Genomic DNA, 22,590 nt, shown 5'->3' on the forward strand with positions numbered 1-22,590 from the left:
CACTCGACTCCTATCTAATTGTTTCTGTCAATTTATCAATTGCATTGTCCCATGTGATATGTTGTATATCGTTGTATCCTTTGTTTCCCATAGAAGAAGCAACATTCTTATTATTCGAAAGAAAGCTTAATTTCTCTGCAATATCTTCAGTTGTATCCACTATAAAACCGTTACTTTCCTCAACTAAAAACTCCAAAACTCCACCTGAGTCACGTCTACTAATTACAGGCTTTTTAGAAAGAAAGGCCTCCAAAGTCACATACCCGTAATCTTCATCAAATGGCGCATAGTACACAGCCAAACAATTGGCATATAACTCCAAAAGAGTCTTATCCTCTACGAAGCCTAAGAATACAACTCGATCTTTCATATTAAGCTTTTCAACCATTTTTTTGAGATTTTCTTTTTCAGGCCCTTCCCCAGCAATAACGCATTTTATATTTGAATTTGTGTAAGCCATTGCTTCAATTAAAAATTCTGTTCGTTTGAGTTTATCTAAACGTCCGACCGATAGAACATAATCACCAATCTCATTACTATAATAAGAGCCAACATGTTTTGGAGGATGATATAGCGTTTCTGATTGGATATTATTATACTTTTTAAGTCTATTCGTTGCGTTATCAGCAATTGTATAAATTTTCTTCGATTCTGATAAGGAATTATTATCAAATCTCTTAACTAACTCTCTTATAGAGTAATCTTCTGGAGAGGAGCCATACTGACTAAATTGGGTTCCCAACAAATCGTAAACTTGTCTATATTGATGAACAAGCCATGTCACCTTATTAGGATGCTGAATTCCATAAGAAGGGAATTTAGTGCCTATAACCAAGTCAATTTTCTCCCCATTACTTTCAGAAAGGTCGATTCCTCTCCAATTGACCATGCTCTGTATAAGTTGGTTATTTGGGTACCATTTAAAAGGTATTGCAATCATTTCCGATTGATAACCTCGCTTGTTTAGTTCGGTTGAAAGCGATTGAACAAGTAACTCTGCCCCTCCTTTAAAAAAGGGTACCTGAGAATGACATATTGCTATTTTTTTTTTCATATAGTCCGCCTTTTCTTAAAACAAACAGTAAAGGATAATGGTAAATGGTTGTTTCTTATCTGTTTCTTAGACATCAGCAGTTCGCCTACGGGAATCATTTCTAATACTTCAAAACCATTGTCATTTAACTCTTCTATAATTTCTACCTCAGTCCAAAAAACATCATATATATTAAAAGCAGACCATCCAAGAGATTCCCTCAACTGAGTCTCAGAGCGTTTGTCTGGAAAATCAGCAATTACTATTCCATCCTTGATTAATCCATGAATTTTACTATATATTATTTTCCGATCCAAATAATCAAAGTGTCTCAGAAATCTAAACATAGTAACAACATCAAATGTTTCTGTGGTATTGAACTCAAAGAAGTCACTCTTTACATATATTACTTTATCATTGGTTTGAAGTTTTTTTGCTGAGACAGATATCATATATGCTGAATTTTCAACAGCAGTTACAGAACCATATGGAGTTAATGTCCTTAATACTCTACCATCTCCTGAAGCAATATCAATGATACAATTCTCTTTTGAAAAACTCCTGAATTTATACTTTTCCACAAGAATTTTTATAGATTTTCTTTCAAGCTCATCATACGTACGCATAGGATAAGAGGAAAATCTATGTTCATCATAATTGTCAGCTATGAATTTATCATTATAATACTTAGCCATATTATCCTTCTTCATGATTAGGCTGCTATTGATAGCCTCTAACTGTCTACGCCATTCTAATAAATCCGGCGCAGTCGCTTGGGATTCAGATGAATTATAGTAATGCAGATAGCTAACATCATTATTAAATATTGAAAATAGCCCCGCACTTTTTTCCTTTGCATTTTTTCTATAATAGTCATAATTGTCAAATAATTCACGAATATTATCAACCATACTGCCTGCATCACAGCTTGCAACCGCCCCAAGTTGATTATCGCGAATAATATCTGCTATTCCTACCATTTCAGTCACTAGGACAGGAATTCCCAAAACAGAGGCTTCAACAACTGATAATGGTGATGAATGATTATGCTTATCTACTGTGAATGGGGCAACCATTATATCAATGTCACTATAAAAATCATACATATTGAGGTACCCATTTAACACCTCAACATTGTGTAAATTCTTTTCCTCAATAAGCTTGAGAATTTCTTCATAACCTTCGTATCTCCATGCGAATTTGAACCTAAAATCACTTAATTCTTCCGCTAATGATAATAATAAATACACTCCTCTATCTTCCCATAAATCTTTTGATAAAGGTGCAGAAGCGAAGCCAAGAGTCAAAACATTATGAGGTTCTGGAGCAAAGAGACTTAAGTCTAAATTAACCTTCGGTAACATTAAAGTAGTTCTTAATCCTTTTTCTTCAAAATCTTTTTTTACAACCGTAGACTCTACAAACAAAAATAAATTGCCTACATCAATAGCATGCCTCAAATATTCAAGATAGTTATTTTCATATTGTGGAAGACCATTAATACCCGTAATCGTAATATAAGTTATATAAATCTTTTCTTGATAATTCTTCTGAAACAAATAATAGCTATCTAAGCTATCAGAAAAAACATGAATTATATTGGGTTGTTGCTCTTTCAGTAAATTCTCAAAGTTATTGCCCCAATAAAAGACATCTAATTCAGGATCATATAATTCCACATTATCTTTTATATCTTGTTCTAAAGAAATGAACTTAAAATTATTGCACTGCTTTGTATATTTATAATATTTATAATAAGTTAAAGCCTCTTTTTTTACGGCTTCAATATCCTTTTCTTTTCTAAACCCCAAGCAAAAAATATATATTTTCTGATCACTCGTGTAATTAGTTGACATTAATTTCAGCAGCTCCCCCCACATTTAAATTCACCAATCCTATACATTTACTATCTGAGAGTACTCTTACAAAGGTAACGTCAATAAGTCGATCTATGGTTACAATTTCTCCATTAGACTGATCTGTTATTCCCAACGTAACAAAATAGGTTCCTTCATTTAAATAGTTAGGGATAGAGAAAACTGTAGTGAATTTATCATTATTGTCTACTGAAGGACTGATACATTTCAGCTCTTTAGTATTCGTTCCATACACTTCTACGCCACTAATTGTTTTGAAAATAATGCCTATTACGGGATTTTCAATGTACTCTACCGCTTCTGCGGTTATTTTAACCCTGAGGGTAGTACCTGTTGAAAAAACAGTAGTTTCCTTTCCGAATTCATCAAAAAAAATATAGCTACTTATTCTGGCCTTTCCATTTCCATACCTTAGTTTTTCTGAACTTTCATCTTGATGATTCGTAATTTGCAAATTAGCTGTTAACGACATTTTCTGATAGTAATTAGCAACATCATTTGAATTACCTTCAAAAACTAAATTCCCATCATAAAGAATGGATGCACGATCACATAGTGTTCTAACAGCGTTCAGATCATGGGTAACCAGTACAATTGTTTTGCCTTGTGCTTTAAATTCCTCGAATTTGGTATAACATTTTCTCTGGAAAACCTCATCTCCTACCGCTAATGCTTCATCAATTATCAGCACATCCGGATCAACATGAATAGCTAATGAAAAAGCCAATCTGACATACATACCACTGGAGTAACTTTTTACAGGTTTTTCAAAAAAATCTCCAATACCTGCAAACTCTTGTATGCTATCAATTTTGCTCAAAATCTCTTGGCTGTTTATCCCATATAGATAGCTATTAAACATCACATTTTGCCTGCCTGTAAGTTCTGGATGAAAACCAGCACCTAACTCAAGCAAGGCTGCAATTCTTCCATTCACTTTAAATGAACCGTGACTCTGTTTTTTGGTTTGAGCTAATATACTGAGTAATGTACTTTTCCCCGAACCATTGAAGCCAACAATGCCATACGTTTCACCTTTTTTCACTTCAAAAGAAACATCTTTGAGAGCCCAAAAATTGTTATGTTGCTTTACTAAACCTAATGTAAGCAACTCTTTTGATTTTGAATAATTGTTTGAATACATTTTAAATTTTTTAGATAAGTTAGAACATACAATAGCTGTTTCATCATTTATAACTTTTTCTCTAGTAATAGCACTATTTAATTCAACAGTGGTTTCCAAAACTATGTTGCCATAACCCTCGAACCATGATTTACCTTCATGAATCAAATCCCAACTAAGTTGGACTTTATCTAATTTTTCTTCAATAACAAAACAACAATTTACGACAACACTTTCCCCAGGTGAAATATTATATGGAAGTTTTGTACGTATTCCTTCTTTTCTTAATCCCTTTCCATCGGAATAACTATATCCGATTAATATAGGATTTGTTTTATCATATGGATACCATACTTCAGAACCAGTATTAGTTACGAGTATTTTTATGGAATTCATTTCTCCAATTCGAGAAACAATCCCCAGATCCGGTTGTAATAACTGCAACCTGGAATTATACATGTTCATTCGTTTTCAACTCGCTTTGATGAAGTTCTTCAAATGTTTTTATTACTTCTGTCTCAATTTCTACATTATCTGGGCTTTCTTTGAGCGCCAGTAACAATAGCTGATATTTTTTATTAACATCTTGTTCTATATTAGCGATATCTCTAAGAACAGAAGCTTTCATCTCAGAGATCACTTTAACCCTCTCCAACTCCTTCAACTTGTCTTCATCAATCTTTATCCCAATTTCTTTCCTTAACACTTCTTGCAGTTCGCTATTCAATAGATGTTTTTCTGATATAATATTTTGTTTTATTTGCTCAGTAGATGTGTCAAGAACTATCCGGAATTCACTAACCATTTCTTCTACTAACTGAGATACCAAAGTGCGTAATCTCGCTTCATCAACATTTTGGGTCAATTTCTGATCGACAATATATAGATGATCAATAACCCTCTGATTGAAATGAATTTGTTTAATAAGTATTGGATACATCAACTTCCGAATTGCCTTTTTAGTAAACACAACAAATTTACCAATTACTTTTCTAGGGGAAAAGAATTCCACATTATAAATATTATGTGTATCAATTAAAGGTTGCATGGAATTATTATCATTTTGCTTGCTTAGTTCGCTTTTATTATCAATTGCATAGTATATTCTTTCTTTCAATCTTTGTTTGATGACTTCTTCATCAAAATTCGAATTTTGCATCATGACACCTCTTTCTTAATCCTAAATCTTCTATATTAAATCGGTGACGTCATCAATCATTTTCTTGTAAACTAACCATCCCAATAAATATGTCACTGTTGAAATTATAATCAAAACGATTATATTATTTATTTCTCCATAAAGTATCAAATTTTGATAACCCTGAATAAAATACATCATAGGATTAAATTGAATAAATTGTTGGGCCCCAGTAGGAAGAACGCTTGATATATACGCTATAGGAGTTAACCAAAACCATATTTGTACCAAGATCGATGTGAACTGATTTAAATCTCTAAAGTGTACATTAAACATAGATAAAATCATCCCTAATCCTGTACAGAAGAGTTGCTGCAAGATGATAATAAATAGAACCAACATATAATTTATTTGTAAGGAGAAACCGAATAGACTTAGCACTATGGAAAGCAAAAAATAATTCATCACCAATTCAATTATTGATGAAATGGTTAATGAATTAATTAAAATGTATTTAGGAAAATATATTTTTTTAACAATGTTAGAATTTTCAATGAAAATATTTTGAAATCGAACTAATGTACTACTGAAAACTGTCCATGCTAGTATGCCGGAACTCAGATAGACACTATAGTCTAAGGTACTTGTCATATTAGGAAGTTTTGCAGACATTAACTGCGAAAATACTGTTGTGTATATAATAATGTATCCCAAAGGCAAAAGAAGACTCCACAGTAATCCTAATGTAGAACCAGCATACTTATTCTTAAACTCTCGTTTCACCATATCCCAAGTAAGACGAATATTATTAGATTTCATTCATTTACCATCCGTTCTTTTACTGCGCATGTCATTCAAGACATCATTTAAAGTTTGTTGTAGTGTGAATTGTGGTTTCCAAAATGTTAGGGCTTTGAATTTGGAGTTTGAACCATAATAATCAGGAATATCATTGGGACGAAATTTACTTTCGTCAATATTAACAACAATATTCTCTGAGGACATGGAGATTAAACTCTTCAACACATGCGATATTTCCACGGATTCTCCGGAACAAATATTATATATTTGTCCCGTTATCCCCTGTTCAGCAGCTAAGACATACGCTTCTACTATATCTCTTACATCTGTGAAGTCTCTCTTTGCACTCAAATTCCCAACTATAATTTCAGGTTTTTTATTTTTCCTCTCTATTTCAACGATCTGTTGTGCAAAGTCAGGGACGACAAAGCCCGCCCCTTGACCAGGGCCAATATGATTAAAAGGCCTTAAATGCACTATATCTAGTCCGAATACACTTGAAAATTCCTTAGCAAATAGAGATACATTCATTTTTGAGATAGCATACGGATTTTTTGGATTTAAGTATTCATCTTCAACTATAGGAAACTTGATACCATCCCAATGCCCATATTCTTCTGAAGAACCAATTGTAACAATCCGAATCGATTTTGATATCTCTTTGACTGATTCAAACAGAAGTAAAGTTATCATTGTATTTGCCAAGATTGTTTCGCTAGGACTACTCCAAGATTGGCGAACATTACTTTGAGCTGCTAAATGAAAAATCACATCAGGTTCTACTTGATTAATGACCCTTTTAATGTCTTCTTTATCAGAAAAACTTGATATTATTATTTCATCAACAAAGTTTAATTGCTCTGTCTTCTCCCATCGCTTCAAACGAGAAGTCCCGTAAACTGTAATCCCCCGTTTTTTCAAGGCTAATCCCAGATATCGTCCGACGAACCCATTCACTCCTGTGATCAATGCTTTTTTCATTGGATTATCTAACCTATAGAACCTTGTAATTTACTTAGATCACTATCAACCATCATCTTAATTAACTGTTCAAAACCAACTTCCAGTTCCCAGCCCAGGTTCTCTTTAGCTTTGGTACAATCTCCTAACAAAAGATCAACTTCTGCTGGACGAACAAATTTTGGATCAATGACAACATAGTCTCTCCAATTGAGACCAGCGTGATCGAAAGCAACTTGTACAAGTTCTTCGACTGTATGCGTTTCTCCCGTAGAAATAACATAATCATCAGGTTGATCTTGCTGAAGCATAAGCCACATGGCCTTAACATAGTCACCAGCAAAGCCCCAATCGCGTTTTGCGTCTAAGTTGCCCATACGCAGTTCATTTTGAAGCCCTAATTTAATACGCGCGACTGCATCAGTTACTTTACGAGTAACAAATTCCACACCACGACGTGGAGATTCGTGATTAAATAAGATTCCAGAACAAGCATACATATCATAGCTTTCACGATAATTCACAGTAATCCAATGTCCATATACTTTAGCAACACCATATGGGCTTCTTGGATAAAAGGGGGTCGTTTCTCTTTGAGGAGTTTCCATTACTTTACCAAACATTTCACTACTGGAAGCCTGATAGAACCTTGCCTCTGGTTTGATATAACGAACTGCTTCTAGCATATTGGTGACCCCTACACCTGTAGCTTGTCCTGTAATACCAGGTTGGTCCCATGATGTAGCAACAAAAGACTGGGCAGCCAGATTATATACCTCGTCTGGATTTGACTTTTTAACAGCTTGAATCAAAGAACCTTGATCTAGAAGATCCCCATCAATAAATTCAATTTCATTTTTAATATGATTGATATTCTCCATAATTGGTACACTTGTTCTACGACGAAGACCGTAAACTTTATAACCTTTCTCTAGTAACAGTTCTGCCAAATAAGATCCATCTTGTCCAGTAATTCCTGTAATCAATGCTTTTTTACTCATTTTGTAAGTCTCCTTTAATATGCAAATAAAATGATATTCAAATTAATCAACATTTGTTAAAGATACTCTTCCATCTTCTGCATTCTCAGTTCTTTTAAAAGTAACTTCACTTCTTGTGCCTTTTCTTTAGTACAAATTAAAGTCACATCTTCAGTATCCACTACTATTAGATCTTCAATTCCAAGAGTTGCAATTAATTTACCATTGCTCTCAATGATACATCGTTTGGTATCTAAGTTCAGAATGTTACCACGAATCACATTCCCATTTTCATCTAATTCGTTGATTCGTTCCAATGCTGTCCAGCTTCCCACATCATCCCATCCAAAAACACAAGGGATAACATAGATGTTACTAACCTTCTCCATAATCCCGTAATCTATAGATTGATCAGGCATCTTTAAAAATTCCGAACGTATTATTTCATCACGATTTTCCAAATCAAGTGCAACCTTCATAGTTTCCAAAACATCATGCATTTCTGGCATTAATTCCTGTATATAGTGTCTTATCGTTTCAACTTTCCACACGAAGATGCCACTATTCCACAAGAAATTTCCCGCTTCTAAATAAGATTGCGCTGTAACCAAGTCTGGTTTCTCGACGAACTGACTAACTTTATGAACTGAAAGCTCATTAACTTCTGTTGTTTGATTACTACTTTCGATGTAGCCATAGCCTGTTTCAGGATATGTAGGTTGGATTCCAAGTGTAACTAGGTTCTCATTATCATTGGCAACTTCAACAGCTGCTTTTAGTATTTTTACAAATCCCTCCTCGTTTTCTATAATATGATCCGAAGGAATTACGATCATTGTACTATCTGGAAAGCGATCCTCAATAATAATAGAGGCCATGCCGATGCAGGGAGCTGTATTTCGCCCCACAGGCTCAATGATAATATTATCAGCAGGCAATGTGGGGATTTGTGCCTTGATTAACTCCGCATAAAGTTCATTGGTGACAATAAATATTCGAGAGATGTCGACCATCTTTTCCAATCTCGCAATAGACTGCTGTATCATGGATTTATTTCCGGAAATATTCAAAAATTGCTTAGGAAGGTTTGTTCTACTTTTTGGCCAGAATCGCTCGCCTTTTCCCCCAGCCATAATAACACATGTAATATTCATTTTATCCTCCAAAATTCCACATAGAAATATACTCTAATCTTTTCTGAATCAAACTTCCAATGGTAAGTGGGGAGTAGTACCGTTTAATGTACGCCTCTCCATTCGCCGATATCTGTTCGTAATAGTTTCTATCTTCGTAAAGTTTACGCAAGTAATAACTCGCATGCTCTATATCAGGTTCCGCCCAATATTGGTATGCTTTGTACGGACCAAAGTCTTTTTTCAAATTAACCAAAGTATGCCTCACAATACATGAGTTATCATGGTTCATAAAATCCAGGTTGGAAGACCATCCTGTTCCCACAGCCGGTTTACCCAAATACATCGCCTCAGCAAGTCCTAAACCGAAGCCTTCGCTTCGATGAAGAGAGATATAACTATCTGTTATAAAAATCAATGCATTTGTGTCGTTTCTTGTAAGGGTACCTTCAATAACATAAATGTTCCTGTATCCGCCTATGACGTTATACAACTCTTCTAAATCTTCTTTTGCATAACCAATCCCATTCACTTTTACTACAAGACCAACAGATTCATCTTCGGGTAAAAAAGCGGTTTGAAATGCTCTAATTGAAGCCATAGGGTTCTTTCTCTCTTGAAAGCTCTTTAGATCATACATTGTAAGGAATAAAAAAGCATTCTGAGGTAGATTAAAATAGGCTCTTTCTCTCATATCCCTAATAGAAACTTCAATACTATGAGGGATTTTCACTACAGGTACCGGACTTTTTTGTGCTATAGAATCAGCAACAAATGTAGAGGGAACCCAAATTTCGTCAACCAAGTTAAAACTCTCTTTCCAGTCATCTGGAAAATCAGGCAGTTCCCAATGCCAATACCCTATGTTATATCGGTTTTTAAAGATGGTATTACCATACTGAGAATAAATTTCTATCATTTGCTCCGCATTTACATGAAACAAATTAATATTGTACTTAGGTTCAACGATCTCCTTGTGTACCCAAGTTGTATCATTCATTCTCGCTGAATTAGTTCCCATAAAATTAATAATACCAAAATCAATTTGACCAATTGCATTAATACTTCGCGCAGCTATCCTACACGATTCCCCAATTCCCATTTCAGCACGTGAATAACCAACAAGATTTACACCGTAGTTCTCTATGGGAGCATTAGTCTTCATATTGTTTTTTTCAAGAGGGAAAGCTGTCTTGAGTAATGTAAACTTGATTTTTTGTCTAACTTTTAGTGGAAAAACCTTAACCATTAGAGGCTTAACTTTAACAGCAATCTTATAAAGAATCTTGAAAAATAATGATTTCAACTCTGCCATTTGACTTTTAAACGTCCTTTATAAGTTTTTTAATTCTTCTCTGACATTTAGTAGATAAGACAACTTGCATGTTCTATGCTAAAATATTGTCGTATCTACAAGAAAAGGAGAATCAAACCTTGTCGAATCCAGTATACGGGAAACAAATGAAAACGTCGAGTAAAGCTACGGCCAATTCAGCATCGACGCTCCTATGGTCATTGTCCATAGGACTTATCTTATTTTTACTCTGGTCCGCGTTCCAAGTTGCGCTGTTTAATGGTCAATTGCTGCAGTTTGAGGCACCCATTTATTGGGCTGTTGCCATTACGACCCTCCTATTTATATTATGGGTGGCAATCTACTTTAAGCAGATGAAGTTAGACACACAGCAAGATTGGCTCAAAGTAGCCGTTATACTACTCCCTCTTACCTATGTATTATCACTAATTAATGCAGCATCAGAATACTTGGCGAATAATATGATTCTCATCCAATGTATCTATGCCATGATTTTTGTGATGACGATGTACCTGCTTCAAAACAACAAAATCAATCATATCATACAATCTTCCTTAATAGGAATTGCATATGTTATTGTCGGATTTGGTTTGTTAAATTGGTTAGGGGCCTTTAGTTTTGCAGGTAAGTTAGTTGGATGGTTTTCCGCAGGCGTAATCAATGGTGTATACAACCAGGCGATTTGGAATGATTCCAATGGCGCCCGGCTTGCGTCCGTGTTTCAATATCCCAATACATACGCAGCATTTCTAATGGCATTTCTGTTTATTTCCATCTTCAGCATGATTCGTTCCAAAAGAATATTCACTCAAATGTTGCATGGCTTTATGCTTGTTCCCATTATCCTGTCGTTGTTGCTTACACTCTCTCGTACAGGACTTGTCATGTTGCCTATCGTATTTGTTATCTTGTTACTTTTGCTTAAACCAGCCAAACAAATTCTATGGTTTATCTATTGTGCCGTATCGGCAATTGGCACGCTGTTGGTTTTAAACCCTATCAATACTGCAGGAATTGAACTTCAAAAGCAGTTCACAGGTTCTCTTGCAGCCAAGAGCTGGGCCATCCTTATAGGAGCCTCGCTTGTTGTTGCGTTATTGTGTTGGGCGATTCAGCGTTTTGTAGCCCCTATGCTGGAAGCCAAGTTTCAATCTTGGTCAGCTCGAAAAGCATCCAGTGTATGGATTCCGCTAGGTTCTGTAGTTCTAACCGTTGTTATTGCTGTGCTATTGCTCGGTACGGGCGTGCGTAACATTTTGCCGGACAGTATTAGCACACGACTTGAGAATATCAACTTCCAGCAACACAGTGTGCTGGAGCGTATCACATTCTACAAAGATGCCACGAAACTATTTGCCGATTATCCTGTAATCGGGGCAGGTGGCGGAGCATGGACTGCACTGTATGAAAAATATCAGAACAATCCTTATGTCAGTGCTCAGGCACATAACTTTTTCATGCAATACCTTGTCGAAGTTGGCCTCGTTGGATTTTTAGTATTTATGGCGTTTATACTATATGTTTTCTATCAATATGTACGCTCGTATGTCAGACGGAATGAAGAGGATCGCGAATCACATTTCGTGTACTTTATTCTTTCTATGTCAATCCTGGTGTTGAGTCTTCTTGATTTCAACATGAGCTATGTCTTTATTGGAATGCTGGTATTCCTTGGTCTTGGAGGTATGAGTGCCGCGATTGAGCCTCAACCAACTCGTCGTTTAAAAATGGGAGAAGCTGCGGCACGCGGAGTGTACAGTATAATTGCTGGAATAGCGATCATTGTGCTTCTCATCGTTTCTGTTCGATTCCTACAAGCTAATCATTATGCGATTGAAGGTAACGAGCTCGCAAGAAGCAGTCAAGATTTCCGGCAAATCAAAGCTCCGCTGGACAAGGATTTGTCCATCCGTAGCACACATCCGGATTCATTAATGCTTCTAGCGTCACTTTATCAACAAGGCTACACGCAAACGAAAGATGAGCAATTCTACACAGAAGCCGTGCAATTGTTGCAGCGCGGCCTCGAAGCAGAACCATATAATAAAAGTATGGTAAAACAACTCATTGGCATATACGAATTGAAAGGCGAAAATGACCAGGCATATACGCTACGAAAAGAATATGCGAGTAACTATATTTGGGATATGGACTGGTATGAGCAATTGATCAGCCGTTCATTCGATCTGGGGTATCAGGCACTTGGACAAGGGGATACCACAAAAAAGAATGCTTATTTCTCTTCGGGAATTGAGGCATATCAGCATGTAGTAGATGGAGTGGAGCACCTTAAAACTCTTCCTAAAGGACAACTTCAAGGTCAGCCATTCCAGGTCACTCCAACGATGATTCTCAATGCTGGGAAAATGAGGTATATGTCCAACGACCTTCCAGGAGCTACCGCTGTACTTAAAACGGGAATTGCCGAAGATCTGACGGATGCGACAAATCGTGAAATTGCTCGTTGGTACCTCGCTTCGCTCAAACGAGAATTTAAATTAGACGAGGCTCTATATAATAAACTGATTGCCATCTCATCTAGTGAAGCAGACGAAATTAAACGAATTGCAGAATTAACTTTTAATTAGAACCTATCCTCTTTTGTTGTTAACATCTTATATAAAAAAGGTTTGCCTTATAAGGCAAACCTTTTTTTAGTCCAGTCCTTGGTAGAAACGTTCCAAAGAAATAGTGGATTGATAACTTAAGTAATGAATAAATTCGTTAATCAGTCTGATACCACGATATCTTTCAAATACTTCAGCAAATCCTCCCGCAGATCAGGACGCTGTAACGCATAGTGAATGGATGTTTCAATGAAACCTAACTTCTCACCCACATCATGGCGCAAGCCCTCAAAATGATACGCGAGAATCTGTCTTTGCTCATTCAGACGGGATAAAGCATCGGTCAACTGAATCTCTCCGCCTACACCGGCAGACTGCCTGCCTAAGATTTCGAAAATATCGGGAGTAAGAATGTAACGGCCCATGATCGCCAGATTCGAAGGGGAATCCTCCGTTTTCGGTTTTTCAATCAAACGTCGCGCACGGAAGACACGTTCATCCGTACGAGTTAGCAATTCTCCATCGATAATACCGTAACGGGATACTTCACTCCAATCGACAGGTTGCACGCCGACAATCGGGGACTGTAGTTCGTCATAGACTTCAATCATCTGCTGCAAGCATGGGTGATCCGCTTCAACAATGTCGTCCCCGAGCAGGACGGCAAACGGTTCATTGCCAATAAACTTGCGAGCACACCAGATCGCGTGACCAAGTCCCTTCGGTTCCTTTTGCCGGATATAATGGATGTCAGCCATCTCGGAAGGTTTACGAACTTCGTTCAGCAGATCCCACTTCTGTTTGTCTGCGAGATTCTGTTCAAGTTCAAAGGAATAATCAAAGTGGTCCTCGATCGCCCGTTTCCCTTTCCCTGTAACGATAATAATATCTTCAATTCCTGAGGCAACGGCTTCTTCAATAATGTATTGAATAGTTGGCTTGTCCACAATGGGCAGCATTTCTTTCGGCATGGCTTTGGTGGCAGGCAGGAACCGGGTTCCCAGTCCGGCGGCTGGAATAATCGCTTTGCGGATACGTATAGGAAACACTCCTTTGGCTGGATCAAGATAGTATAGGGATAACACGATTAATAAGTTGGTAAAAGCGGTGCATTTCTCTATACATTACCACAATTTATTAACAATTGTTGTATAAAAATCGAGTTTCCTCTACACCATTAACAACTCGCGAATATCCTGCTCGGATAATGTCGTTGATCCTCCGTCGCCCGGTTCAATGACCTCGGCAATCAAGTCTTTTTTCCGCTGTTGTAGCTCCAAAATCTTCTCTTCAATCGTGCCCTCCGTCACAAGACGAATCACCTGAACCACTTGTTTCTGCCCCATACGATGAGCTCTTCCAATCGCCTGTTCCTCCACGGCGGGATTCCACCACAGATCATATAATATGACGGTATCGGCTCCCGTCAGGTTCAGTCCGGTTCCACCAGCCTTGAGCGAGATCAGAAACAGTTCAGCTTCTCCCTCATTAAACCTGCGACACATGTCTACACGACTCTGGGCAGGGGTTTGTCCATCCAGATAAAACAAGCTGTTGCCTTGCGCTGTAAGAGTCTGACGAATGAGGTTAAGCATACTTGCAAACTGGGAGAAGATCAGAATGCGTTTGCCAGCGGCCAGACAGTCCTGGACGGTCTCCAGCAGTTGCTCCATTTTCCCGGAATCCCCTTGATATCCGTCCACAAATAGTACCGGGTGACAACATAACTGACGCAGGCGAGTGATACCGGCCAAAATTTTGATCCGATTTTTCTGGAAACCGTTGTCTTCCATGTCCTTTGTGGTCTCATCCTGAAGCTGAGAGAGATACGCTGCGTAAAGCTTTTTCTGTTCGACCGTCAGCTCAGAGCGTTGCACCGTCTCAATCCGATCCGGCAATTCTTCCAATACATCTTTCTTCAAGCGACGGAGAATGAACGGACGAACCATACGCGAGATGCGTTCTGGCGGCAAGTCACGAAATCTTCTGTAGCTCGGGAATAAACCCGGAAATACGGCTTCAAAAATAGACCATAGTTCATCCAGTGAATTCTCGACAGGTGTACCTGTCAGGGCAAAACGGCGCGGCGCCTGAATTTGTTTGACGGCTTGCGCTGTCTGGGACGATGCATTTTTGACTGCCTGTGCCTCGTCCAGAATCAGGGTATGGAAGGTTCTTCCCAAATACGTATCCAGATCACGTCGTAGCAACGGATACGATGTCACGATCACATCCGCCTTGTCCATATCCGCCAGCATGCTGGCGCGTTCATCCTTCTGTCCTGCGGCGATCAATACATTCAAATGCGGAGCAAACCGTGCAAACTCATTCGCCCAGTTGTAAGTTAATGAAGCAGGCGCAACAACCAATACCGGCGGATGTGTCATTCGCGTGCGTATGGTCAGACCGTCTTGCTGCGAGGTGTGCCATGCATCATCTATCGTTCCACTGACGTTAGCCAAGTAAGCCTGCTTAGACCCATCCATGGTCCAATTATTAGAAATGGAGTTGTGTTTATCAGCTGGTAGCCCTGCCTCTTGTCCCTGCTCATACACGGGTCTCTCCTGTAATGAAGCTGTGATGTAGGCGATACTTTGCAGTGTTTTACCCAGTCCCATATCATCTGCCAGAATGCCGCCAAACCGGTAATGTGCGAGCGTACGAAGCCACTGATACCCGCTTGCCTGGTAATCCCGCAGCACGGGCGCCAGCGTCTGAGGTAACGGAAAGTCCATCCGGTCCGGATCACGCAGATCATCTAGGAAACGTTTGAGCGATCCTCCCCATTTCACATGACCCGAAACTTCATCTCTGCCCGGAAGCTGCAACGCTCTCACAGCAGGCAACCGGATATGGCTGCTCTGGATATCCTTTGCTTCCAGTCCAAGCGCGTCAGCCATGTGAGCGAAGCTGCTCGCGCCATCATTTTCAAGTGACAGAAAGACACCGCTTCGCAGGCGGAAGAAAGCTTTCTTTTCCACAATGCTGCGCATCAGTTCTTGCAACTCCTGCTCGTCGACTCCCTCCATCTCGAAGGAAATCTCCAGCCAGTCCAGTCCTTTTCCCAGATCAGCACGAACCTTCGGCGGTACCGGATACGTTGGCATCATCGCTTTCACAGCATTCGGCATATAGATATCGGCCAGCTTCTCAAACTCAGGCAACAGGTGATACATCACATCATAGATGGCGTCCTCACGCTCGCTTGCCCAGACACTCCCCTCCCGCTCCAGAAAAGAACGATCCAGTCTCTCGATGAGATTGCGTTCCTTGAAGCGGTCACGGATCAAGATGACTTTCTTTTCTTCCTCGTTAATTAAATACTCTGCCAGCGGGTTAATGACCATGACGCCATAATCGAATTCCAGACGTGCTGTAATGCGTTCCCGGTAAAAGTCGATATACAGTTTCGGTGACAACTCGGGTTCGGCAATCTGTTCGCGCACATGGGAATCAATCGACAGATGCCCCAATGTCCGCAGCTCCGGTACAACATGCTGCACAAACTCATCCACCTGCTGTGACGAGATATCAATGCTTTCTTTAATGCCGTAGGATGTGAGCGCACTGTTCAGGTCCTCCAGACTTCTCATCTGCGTCGGTTCTAACATATAGAGCTGCCCTTCAACAACCGCCGCATCATATGCCGGAAGCAGAATCAACTCACGCAGTCCTGACACCTCCAGCTGATACCCTTCATTCGCCCCCTCTGCGATCCGGTAAAATAGAGGCAATGCTCCCTCGCTTAGGGTTAACGGACCGTTTGCCAGGCCTGTGCCCTCCATGCGGCTATCCGCTTGCATAAGCAACTCCAGCAGTGGCTTCCAGACAATTGGAGCGATCAGGATATCGCGACCGTCCGAAGCACCCAGATAACCGGAAATCGATTCACGGTATGCCTCTTCACTCTGTCTCATACGAATGAGCATGGAAAGGATAGCCTGATCTTCCGCCCGAAACACATGTAGCAGCGGATCATAATGAAACAGCTTGGTGAAGGACATGGGCTCGCCCTTTTCAATAGAGTTCAGGAACTGCTTGACCTTCTGCACGACATAGAGTCGTTTGTTGCCCACTTTTAATTCAAGCGCCAGCTTGGCTCCACCTTTATGCACATGTACCAGCTTGCAGATGAACTGTACCTGTAATTCTTCTCGTAGCATAGAGCGGGTAACCGGTGCTGTGTATTTTGACTCCCGTTCATGCGGCAATCTGCGATCCTTCGCAAACATGGATAAAATCTGGTCTGCTGTGCGGTAGGACGGTTTATCCGCAGAGCGGCCCCAGCCTGAGGCTGAACTCGGACGACCTGCCTGTGCAAAAGGAGAAGGGGACAACGACTGCGGCTTATGCTGTTGCGGTTGATTCGGTTGATGTGGTTGCTCCAATTGCTGCGATTCTTGACCTTGTGCAGTAGATATTAAATCTGAATAAGGCCGTTCCCATTTCTCTTCTTCGACCAGTGTGCCCACTTTTGATGGTGTCCCTCTGCCGCTGGATGGCTCTGGTGTATCCTCACGTTCATGAATAGCAAGCAGAACAGCCGCAATATGTTTGCAGTAGTCATAATAGTTGCCATATGCAGGGCAGTTGCAATGCGCTTCAATCTCTCCCGCATCGTCCAGGTCTACCTTTACTTCGTAGACTTCTGTCCCTCGGACAACGGCTTGATAATGACGTCGGTCTTCACTCACAGCGAGCTTGCCAATCCTGCCAGACTGTTGATATTCTTCACCGTGTTTGAATGCCGTGACCCCGCACAGCAATTTGATATCCATCATCGTAAATGGAGCCACGCTTCACACCTCCTTGGTTGCCAATGCCGCTTTTATAGAAAAAACCCCAAGAGCTCCGTAAAGCAGAGATTGGGGTTGCTTATTATTTCACCAGTTGGCCGCGTGTAACGCCCAATTGGTTCGTTGCTTTCAGGGTTTTCCATACTTGTGTACCGCTGATCTCACCGCGGAGTGCACGGTTGTACAGGTCGATAACTTCCTTCACCTGCTCCGGTGTCTCTTCCAGGAACTCGACCCGGTAACGGGATACACCCAGATCCATAAAGTTAGTCAGATACTCTGCACCAGACTGTTCTACGGCATTATATACCGTGTTACGGCAGCCCTCATCCACACGTACCGGGTGAGACATCCCAATTCGGTCTTGCAGGGAAGCCCGCTTTTCTTCGCAAGGACGTCCGCAGTTCGTATAGTCGGTGCCTTCACTCATAAACGTACAGTACACGCAGTGCTCCGTGTGGAACATCGGCAGATGCTGATGGATTACCACTTCGGTCTGACTTGTACGGGAGTTACCGAGCAGATCAACCATCTGCTGAATGTTCAAGTCATACGACGGCGTGATCCAGTCGCAACCTGCCTCCAGGAACAATTCCACTGCCTTGTGGTTGGCGATGTTCAAGGAGAAGTCCCCGATCAGCTGCGGATGCTTCGCGTCCGGATTCATTCTACGGTGACGCAGGTAGAAGTAAAGCGCACCTGTATTACGAACGAGTACCGCATCCGGCTCCAAACGCAAGATATTGTTGTGATAGCCGTTCTCGCCAGGCATATGAATACGCGGCGTAGCCAGCGCGATTTTACGACCTGCAGCATGTACAGCTTCCACGGCTGCCGGGAATTGCTTGATAAACTCAAAGTCGGCGTAGATCATGCCGACGCCAGCTTCCAGCGCTGCCTCCACTTGTGGCAGGCTGCGGCACAGCGCGGTCAGCTCTGCTTGACCGCGAGCCACTGGCGATGCAGGTTGTACCGCATCGCCGTATACGTCCACCGCCCGTTTCACGTAGACGGGCGGTTTCGGGCGCTCGCCCGCGAGTTGTTCGACCGCCTGACGGCGAATATTGTTCAACTCGCGCATCGGAATGATGACGTCACCGTGCAGATTGACGTCCAGATCCTCAAGCTGGAACACGGTGCCGCCGAGACGTCCGAATTGCTCCTCGAGCAATTCATGGTTCATCGGACGTTTCTGGGCAATGTCCAGTTCCATCTCCGAATCCACGCGCACGGTCGTTCCCTTCTGCACGTCGGTCCACCACGTGCTGAGCGGTTGGCCCGGGCTGCCGATGACTTTCACTTTGACCGGGAAGACACGGTAAGGCTTATCGGTCTCAAAGCTTTGACGCAGACGTTTGTCGAGCGCAGGGTCATTGGTTTTCCATACCTTATCGCCGACTTTTACGCGGCGCAAGTCTACATCACTGCGGCCTGGTACGATGTCCACGATCCAGCCTTCGCCGGCTTCGCCTTCGATCTTCACACCTTTGCGGCGTACATCATATACACGTCCGCCTTCTTCTTTTTTCGTTGGATCACCAGCGTCAAATACAATACCGTCTCCACGTTTCACGGGTGCATCCAGTTTCAGCACAACACCGTCACGCAGCACTTGATCTACACGACCCAGGTAAACGCCACGGCTTTTCGGGAACGTTCCGTCTACCAGCTGTTTGTTGTTCGTGCCGTCCAGGAAACCATGTGTGAATCCACGCGAGAAGCTCTGTTGCAGCTCACGAATTTCTTCTTTGCTTGTCCGTGTATTGTCACCGTCAAAATAACGGTCAATCGCATTGCGATATTTGCTAACTACGTTCGCCACGTACTCTGGCGTTTTAAGTCGACCTTCGATTTTGAAAGACGTTACGCCTGCTTCAATCAATTCCGGCATAATATCAATGGCTGCCAGATCTTTCGGCGATAGCAGATATGCCACATCCCCCATCGGCTGGTGAACACCATCCACCATCAGATCGTACGGCAGACGGCACGCCTGCGCACATTCTCCACGGTTCGCGGAACGCCCGCCCCACATTTCGGAAGTCAGACACTGACCCGAATAGGATACGCAAAGTGCGCCATGCACGAATACTTCCATCGGAAGTTTCGCTTGATCACCAATCTTTTGAATCTGCTTCAAATTGTTTTCCCGTCCAAGTACGACACGTTCCATGTCAAACGGCTTGGTAAACTCTACCGCTTCAGGCGATGTAATCGTCATCTGCGTGGAACCGTGAATCGGAAAGTCCGGCGAAATCTCACGAATCATTTTGACCAGACCCAGATCCTGTACGATCACAGCATCTACACCCGCATCTACGCAGGCATCGATGAGTTCTTTGGCATCTTTCAATTCATTTTCAAAGATCAATATATTAAAGGTCAGGAACCCTTTTACGCCGTAACTGTGCAAAAACGCCATAATCTCCGGTAGCTCGTCCATACGGAAATTGTTCGCTCGTGCCCGTGCATTGAATTTTTCGACCCCGAAGAAAATCGCATCCGCCCCGTTGGCTACCGCCGAACGCATGCAATCCCAGTCCCCTGCAGGTGCCAGAAGCTCAACGTCTTCTCTTCGTATTGTTGCTGTTTTCATGTAGATCCTCCCCATACCGGCCTCAGCCAGTGTTCTTCCCTTGGTACCTGTATTTCGGTACGCCTGCACTACTGTCAACGTCAAGTATCACTATATCTATACATTAAGTCTGTATTGCCTGAAATCAAGGCCTACAGTCTCTCTATTTCTCAAATCAGCAGTAATAACTCCTGAACTAGTATAGTGTACCACTTCTGCACCGACTCTTCTACGGTTTCCTGAAAAAACCGTTTGTCATTTTCATCATTTTCCCATAGAGATTCCACTCATTCTCAACATATTTACACCTTATGCCATTCATTGTGAAGTCACAGCCAAAGAAAAAAACCGGAAGGTTCTTAACCCTCCGGCAATTTCTCCACATCTATTGTTATTTAATAAAAGTAAATGAGTTCACTGCTTTTTCCAGCATGGCTGCCTGCACTTGCGTACGGTTCGCATCGTTCAGACCACTCGTGATCGTATACGTGATTCCATCCTTTTCGAACACAATCTGACGACCTGTATACGGCACACCCTTATCCACTTCATGGTACGTGAAGGAGAATGCCGGTACACCTGCAAAGGTCAGTTGCTCGCTGCGGATCAGATTGAAGCTTTTTCGCGTTTTTGCTGCCTCTGCATAGGCCTCTCTCAGCTGACTAACCGTCATCTCAATCGACTTGTCCTCTGTAGCTGCAATGGAGAAGTTGCCACCCGTGAAGGTATAAACGACAGGTGAGCTTTCAAACCGATCACTATACGGCGTCCAGTAGCGCGGAATATCCACGCTGTAATGATAGTTTTTGGACGTACGCGTGATCGTTTTCATTTTATCTGTCAGATATGGATCTTCATCCAGCTGACCGAAATTATCTTTTACCGTGTCAAAATCAATCTCTACACTCTTCATAATTCGTTCAAACCATGCTCTGTCTGCGGCCTGTCCTTCAGGGAACGTATACTCCGCGTAGTAACGATATCCGTTCTTCTGCAAAAGCACATCATATTCCGTCTGCCATCCTGACCCGAAGTTATAACGGAATTCATTCACCTCGGCAGTTTCGCCAGAGATTTCCGTTGTAAATGAACCAATCTGCTGATAACTCTCGGCTGTAAAGGTTTCACGCATCCATTTCTCGAGCTGATCACTCCAGTCCTTCACCGTTGCACCGGACTTGGCTGAAGTCACTCGAAGTTGCAAATAAGCACCGTCTTTATCTTTATAAACCATATTATTATTGTCCATGGACCAGCCCGCTGGAACCTTTAATTCAATTCCGTAATCATCATTCCATGCCGCACGCATGTCGTCCTCCACCGTGGAAAGATCCTTAATGGTTCGATCTGACTGCGAATAGCTTGGTTCAAAAGAGTTGAGCAATGAAGCATGTTTGCCCAGATCTTTATAATTAATCGCCTCATAATCCGCCAAGTAGACATCATATTGACGACCGTCATGAATGTACTGGCGTAACTCCCATAACACGCCATCCGCATCTTTGACGACAACTCTTGCATAAGGATTGTTTCCTTTAGATACCGCTTCACGGTCCAGTACCGTATCTCCTGCCTGTTTGGCCACCTGCACGAGTTGTGTCAGCAAGTCATCCGCATCCAGTACCACATTCTGGTCACTCACATACACTTCGAGAAAATAACTTTCATCCGTAGCGCCAAAGGTCATCATGCGTTCCTGTTCATTCGTTTGCAACACCAGAAGATCGGCTGGATAATGAATCGACCAGCCATAATAGCTGTTGCCAATTCTCGTTTTCCCTTTGTCCAGGTCGATGCCGTCCTCATCCACACCCTCACCCGTTTGAAGCAAACGAATGACGATCTCTCCCGAACTGTTCGGCGCAATCGTTGCACCGATTCCTGCCGCAACCGGGCGAAGAGGAACCATTAACACACCATTCACCATTTGGGGGGCAGTCCCCATCTCCACTTTGGCACCGTCAATCCATGCGATGGAACTGTCTATTCTCAAGGCCACAACGTGTGGACCTTCCTTGATTTTGATGACATCATTTTTCTCCAGCCGCACTTCACTGCCAAAGGCTTTTTTGAATACGCCGACAGGCACCAATGTCACGCCTTTAATCGTGAGGGGTTTCGTGATGTTTTGTTTCTTGCCATTCATAAAAGCACTTGTACTTCCTGCTTTGACACGCAGCTCATTGGTGATCACATCATCATCTGCCCATACTGGCAGAGCTGTGCTTGTCAGCAACATCCCTGCTAATACGCCCGTGCTCAGCACGCGTAACCATGACTTCTTCATTCCGT

Annotated in this window: 14 protein-coding genes; 1 reads left to right on the forward strand and 13 read right to left on the reverse strand. The window is 41.7% G+C overall.

Going from position 1 to position 22,590, the window contains the following annotated elements:
- Positions 1 to 10 precede the first annotated feature (10 nt).
- The 9 genes from MKY23_RS25145 to MKY23_RS25185 are packed head-to-tail and all read right to left on the reverse strand — an operon-like array spanning position 11 to position 10,360.
- The gene (locus tag MKY23_RS25145) at positions 11 to 1,054 is read right to left on the reverse strand and encodes a glycosyltransferase family 4 protein (RefSeq protein WP_339832968.1); all 1,044 of its coding nucleotides are present in this window, start codon (positions 1,052 to 1,054) and stop codon (positions 11 to 13) included.
- Positions 1,051 to 2,889: a glycosyltransferase gene (locus tag MKY23_RS25150; protein ID WP_339832970.1), complete on the reverse strand. Its 1,839-nt coding sequence runs from the start codon at positions 2,887 to 2,889 to the stop codon at positions 1,051 to 1,053. The genes MKY23_RS25145 and MKY23_RS25150 overlap by 4 nt, the downstream gene beginning before the upstream one ends.
- Positions 2,879 to 4,477, reverse strand: a complete 1,599-nt coding sequence (locus tag MKY23_RS25155) for an ABC transporter ATP-binding protein (RefSeq protein WP_339832972.1) — start codon at positions 4,475 to 4,477, stop codon at positions 2,879 to 2,881. Before MKY23_RS25155 ends, MKY23_RS25150 begins: the two co-directional genes overlap by 11 nt.
- 7 nt (positions 4,478 to 4,484) lie before the next feature.
- Complete coding sequence (locus tag MKY23_RS25160) at positions 4,485 to 5,195, reverse strand: hypothetical protein (RefSeq protein ID WP_339832974.1); 711 nt, start codon at positions 5,193 to 5,195, stop codon at positions 4,485 to 4,487.
- Positions 5,196 to 5,222: 27 nt separating this feature from the next.
- The gene (locus tag MKY23_RS25165) at positions 5,223 to 5,990 is read right to left on the reverse strand and encodes an ABC transporter permease (protein WP_154984689.1); all 768 of its coding nucleotides are present in this window, start codon (positions 5,988 to 5,990) and stop codon (positions 5,223 to 5,225) included.
- Positions 5,991 to 6,953 carry a GDP-mannose 4,6-dehydratase gene (locus MKY23_RS25170; protein WP_339832979.1) on the reverse strand — a complete coding sequence of 321 codons (963 nt, stop codon included), beginning with the start codon at positions 6,951 to 6,953 and terminating at the stop codon, positions 5,991 to 5,993.
- Positions 6,954 to 6,961: 8 nt separating this feature from the next.
- Positions 6,962 to 7,933 (reverse strand): GDP-mannose 4,6-dehydratase, encoded by a 972-nt coding sequence (gmd, locus tag MKY23_RS25175; RefSeq protein ID WP_154984691.1) that lies wholly within the window; start codon positions 7,931 to 7,933, stop codon positions 6,962 to 6,964.
- A 56-nt stretch (positions 7,934 to 7,989) separates the two neighbouring features.
- Positions 7,990 to 9,066, reverse strand: coding sequence for a mannose-1-phosphate guanylyltransferase (locus tag MKY23_RS25180; RefSeq protein WP_339832982.1), 1,077 nt, complete (start codon positions 9,064 to 9,066; stop codon positions 7,990 to 7,992).
- Between the two features lies 1 nt (position 9,067).
- Complete coding sequence (locus tag MKY23_RS25185) at positions 9,068 to 10,360, reverse strand: glycosyltransferase (RefSeq protein ID WP_339832984.1); 1,293 nt, start codon at positions 10,358 to 10,360, stop codon at positions 9,068 to 9,070.
- Positions 10,361 to 10,479: 119 nt separating this feature from the next.
- Here MKY23_RS25185 and MKY23_RS25190 point away from each other — a divergent pair, with 119 nt between their 5' ends.
- Positions 10,480 to 12,948, forward strand: a complete 2,469-nt coding sequence (locus tag MKY23_RS25190; protein ID WP_339832986.1) for an O-antigen ligase family protein — start codon at positions 10,480 to 10,482, stop codon at positions 12,946 to 12,948.
- 140 nt (positions 12,949 to 13,088) lie between these two features.
- On the opposite strand, the gene galU is transcribed toward MKY23_RS25190, so the two are convergent.
- The 4 genes from galU to MKY23_RS25210 form a co-directional block, all read right to left on the reverse strand.
- The gene (gene galU, locus MKY23_RS25195; RefSeq protein ID WP_339839699.1) at positions 13,089 to 13,967 is read right to left on the reverse strand and encodes a UTP--glucose-1-phosphate uridylyltransferase GalU; all 879 of its coding nucleotides are present in this window, start codon (positions 13,965 to 13,967) and stop codon (positions 13,089 to 13,091) included.
- A gap of 129 nt (positions 13,968 to 14,096) precedes the next feature.
- Entirely contained in the window at positions 14,097 to 17,723 is a 3,627-nt protein-coding gene (locus MKY23_RS25200; RefSeq protein ID WP_339832988.1) for an SNF2 helicase associated domain-containing protein, read from the reverse strand.
- 82 nt (positions 17,724 to 17,805) lie between these two features.
- Positions 17,806 to 20,319, reverse strand: coding sequence for a DUF3656 domain-containing protein (locus tag MKY23_RS25205; RefSeq protein WP_339832990.1), 2,514 nt, complete (start codon positions 20,317 to 20,319; stop codon positions 17,806 to 17,808).
- 370 nt (positions 20,320 to 20,689) lie between these two features.
- The gene (locus tag MKY23_RS25210; RefSeq protein ID WP_339832992.1) at positions 20,690 to 22,585 is read right to left on the reverse strand and encodes a stalk domain-containing protein; all 1,896 of its coding nucleotides are present in this window, start codon (positions 22,583 to 22,585) and stop codon (positions 20,690 to 20,692) included.
- Positions 22,586 to 22,590 lie beyond the last annotated feature (5 nt).

The sequence above is a fragment of the Paenibacillus sp. FSL R7-0272 genome (genome assembly GCF_037969905.1).
GTDB classification, from domain to species: domain Bacteria; phylum Bacillota; class Bacilli; order Paenibacillales; family Paenibacillaceae; genus Paenibacillus; species Paenibacillus polysaccharolyticus.

Excerpts from the sequence above, each read along its gene's own strand:
- MKY23_RS25145 (WP_339832968.1), bottom strand. The coding sequence starts at position 1,054 with ATGAAAAAAAAAATAGCAATATGTCATTCTCAGGTACCCTTTTTTAAA.
- MKY23_RS25150 (WP_339832970.1), bottom strand. The coding sequence starts at position 2,889 with ATGTCAACTAATTACACGAGTGATCAGAAAATATATATTTTTTGCTTG.
- MKY23_RS25160 (WP_339832974.1), bottom strand. The coding sequence starts at position 5,195 with ATGATGCAAAATTCGAATTTTGATGAAGAAGTCATCAAACAAAGATTG.
- MKY23_RS25165 (WP_154984689.1), bottom strand. The coding sequence starts at position 5,990 with ATGAAATCTAATAATATTCGTCTTACTTGGGATATGGTGAAACGAGAG.
- MKY23_RS25170 (WP_339832979.1), bottom strand. The coding sequence starts at position 6,953 with ATGAAAAAAGCATTGATCACAGGAGTGAATGGGTTCGTCGGACGATAT.
- gmd (WP_154984691.1), bottom strand. The coding sequence starts at position 7,933 with ATGAGTAAAAAAGCATTGATTACAGGAATTACTGGACAAGATGGATCT.
- MKY23_RS25180 (WP_339832982.1), bottom strand. The coding sequence starts at position 9,066 with ATGAATATTACATGTGTTATTATGGCTGGGGGAAAAGGCGAGCGATTC.
- MKY23_RS25185 (WP_339832984.1), bottom strand. The coding sequence starts at position 10,360 with ATGGCAGAGTTGAAATCATTATTTTTCAAGATTCTTTATAAGATTGCT.
- MKY23_RS25205 (WP_339832990.1), bottom strand. The coding sequence starts at position 20,319 with ATGAAAACAGCAACAATACGAAGAGAAGACGTTGAGCTTCTGGCACCT.
- MKY23_RS25210 (WP_339832992.1), bottom strand. The coding sequence starts at position 22,585 with ATGAAGAAGTCATGGTTACGCGTGCTGAGCACGGGCGTATTAGCAGGG.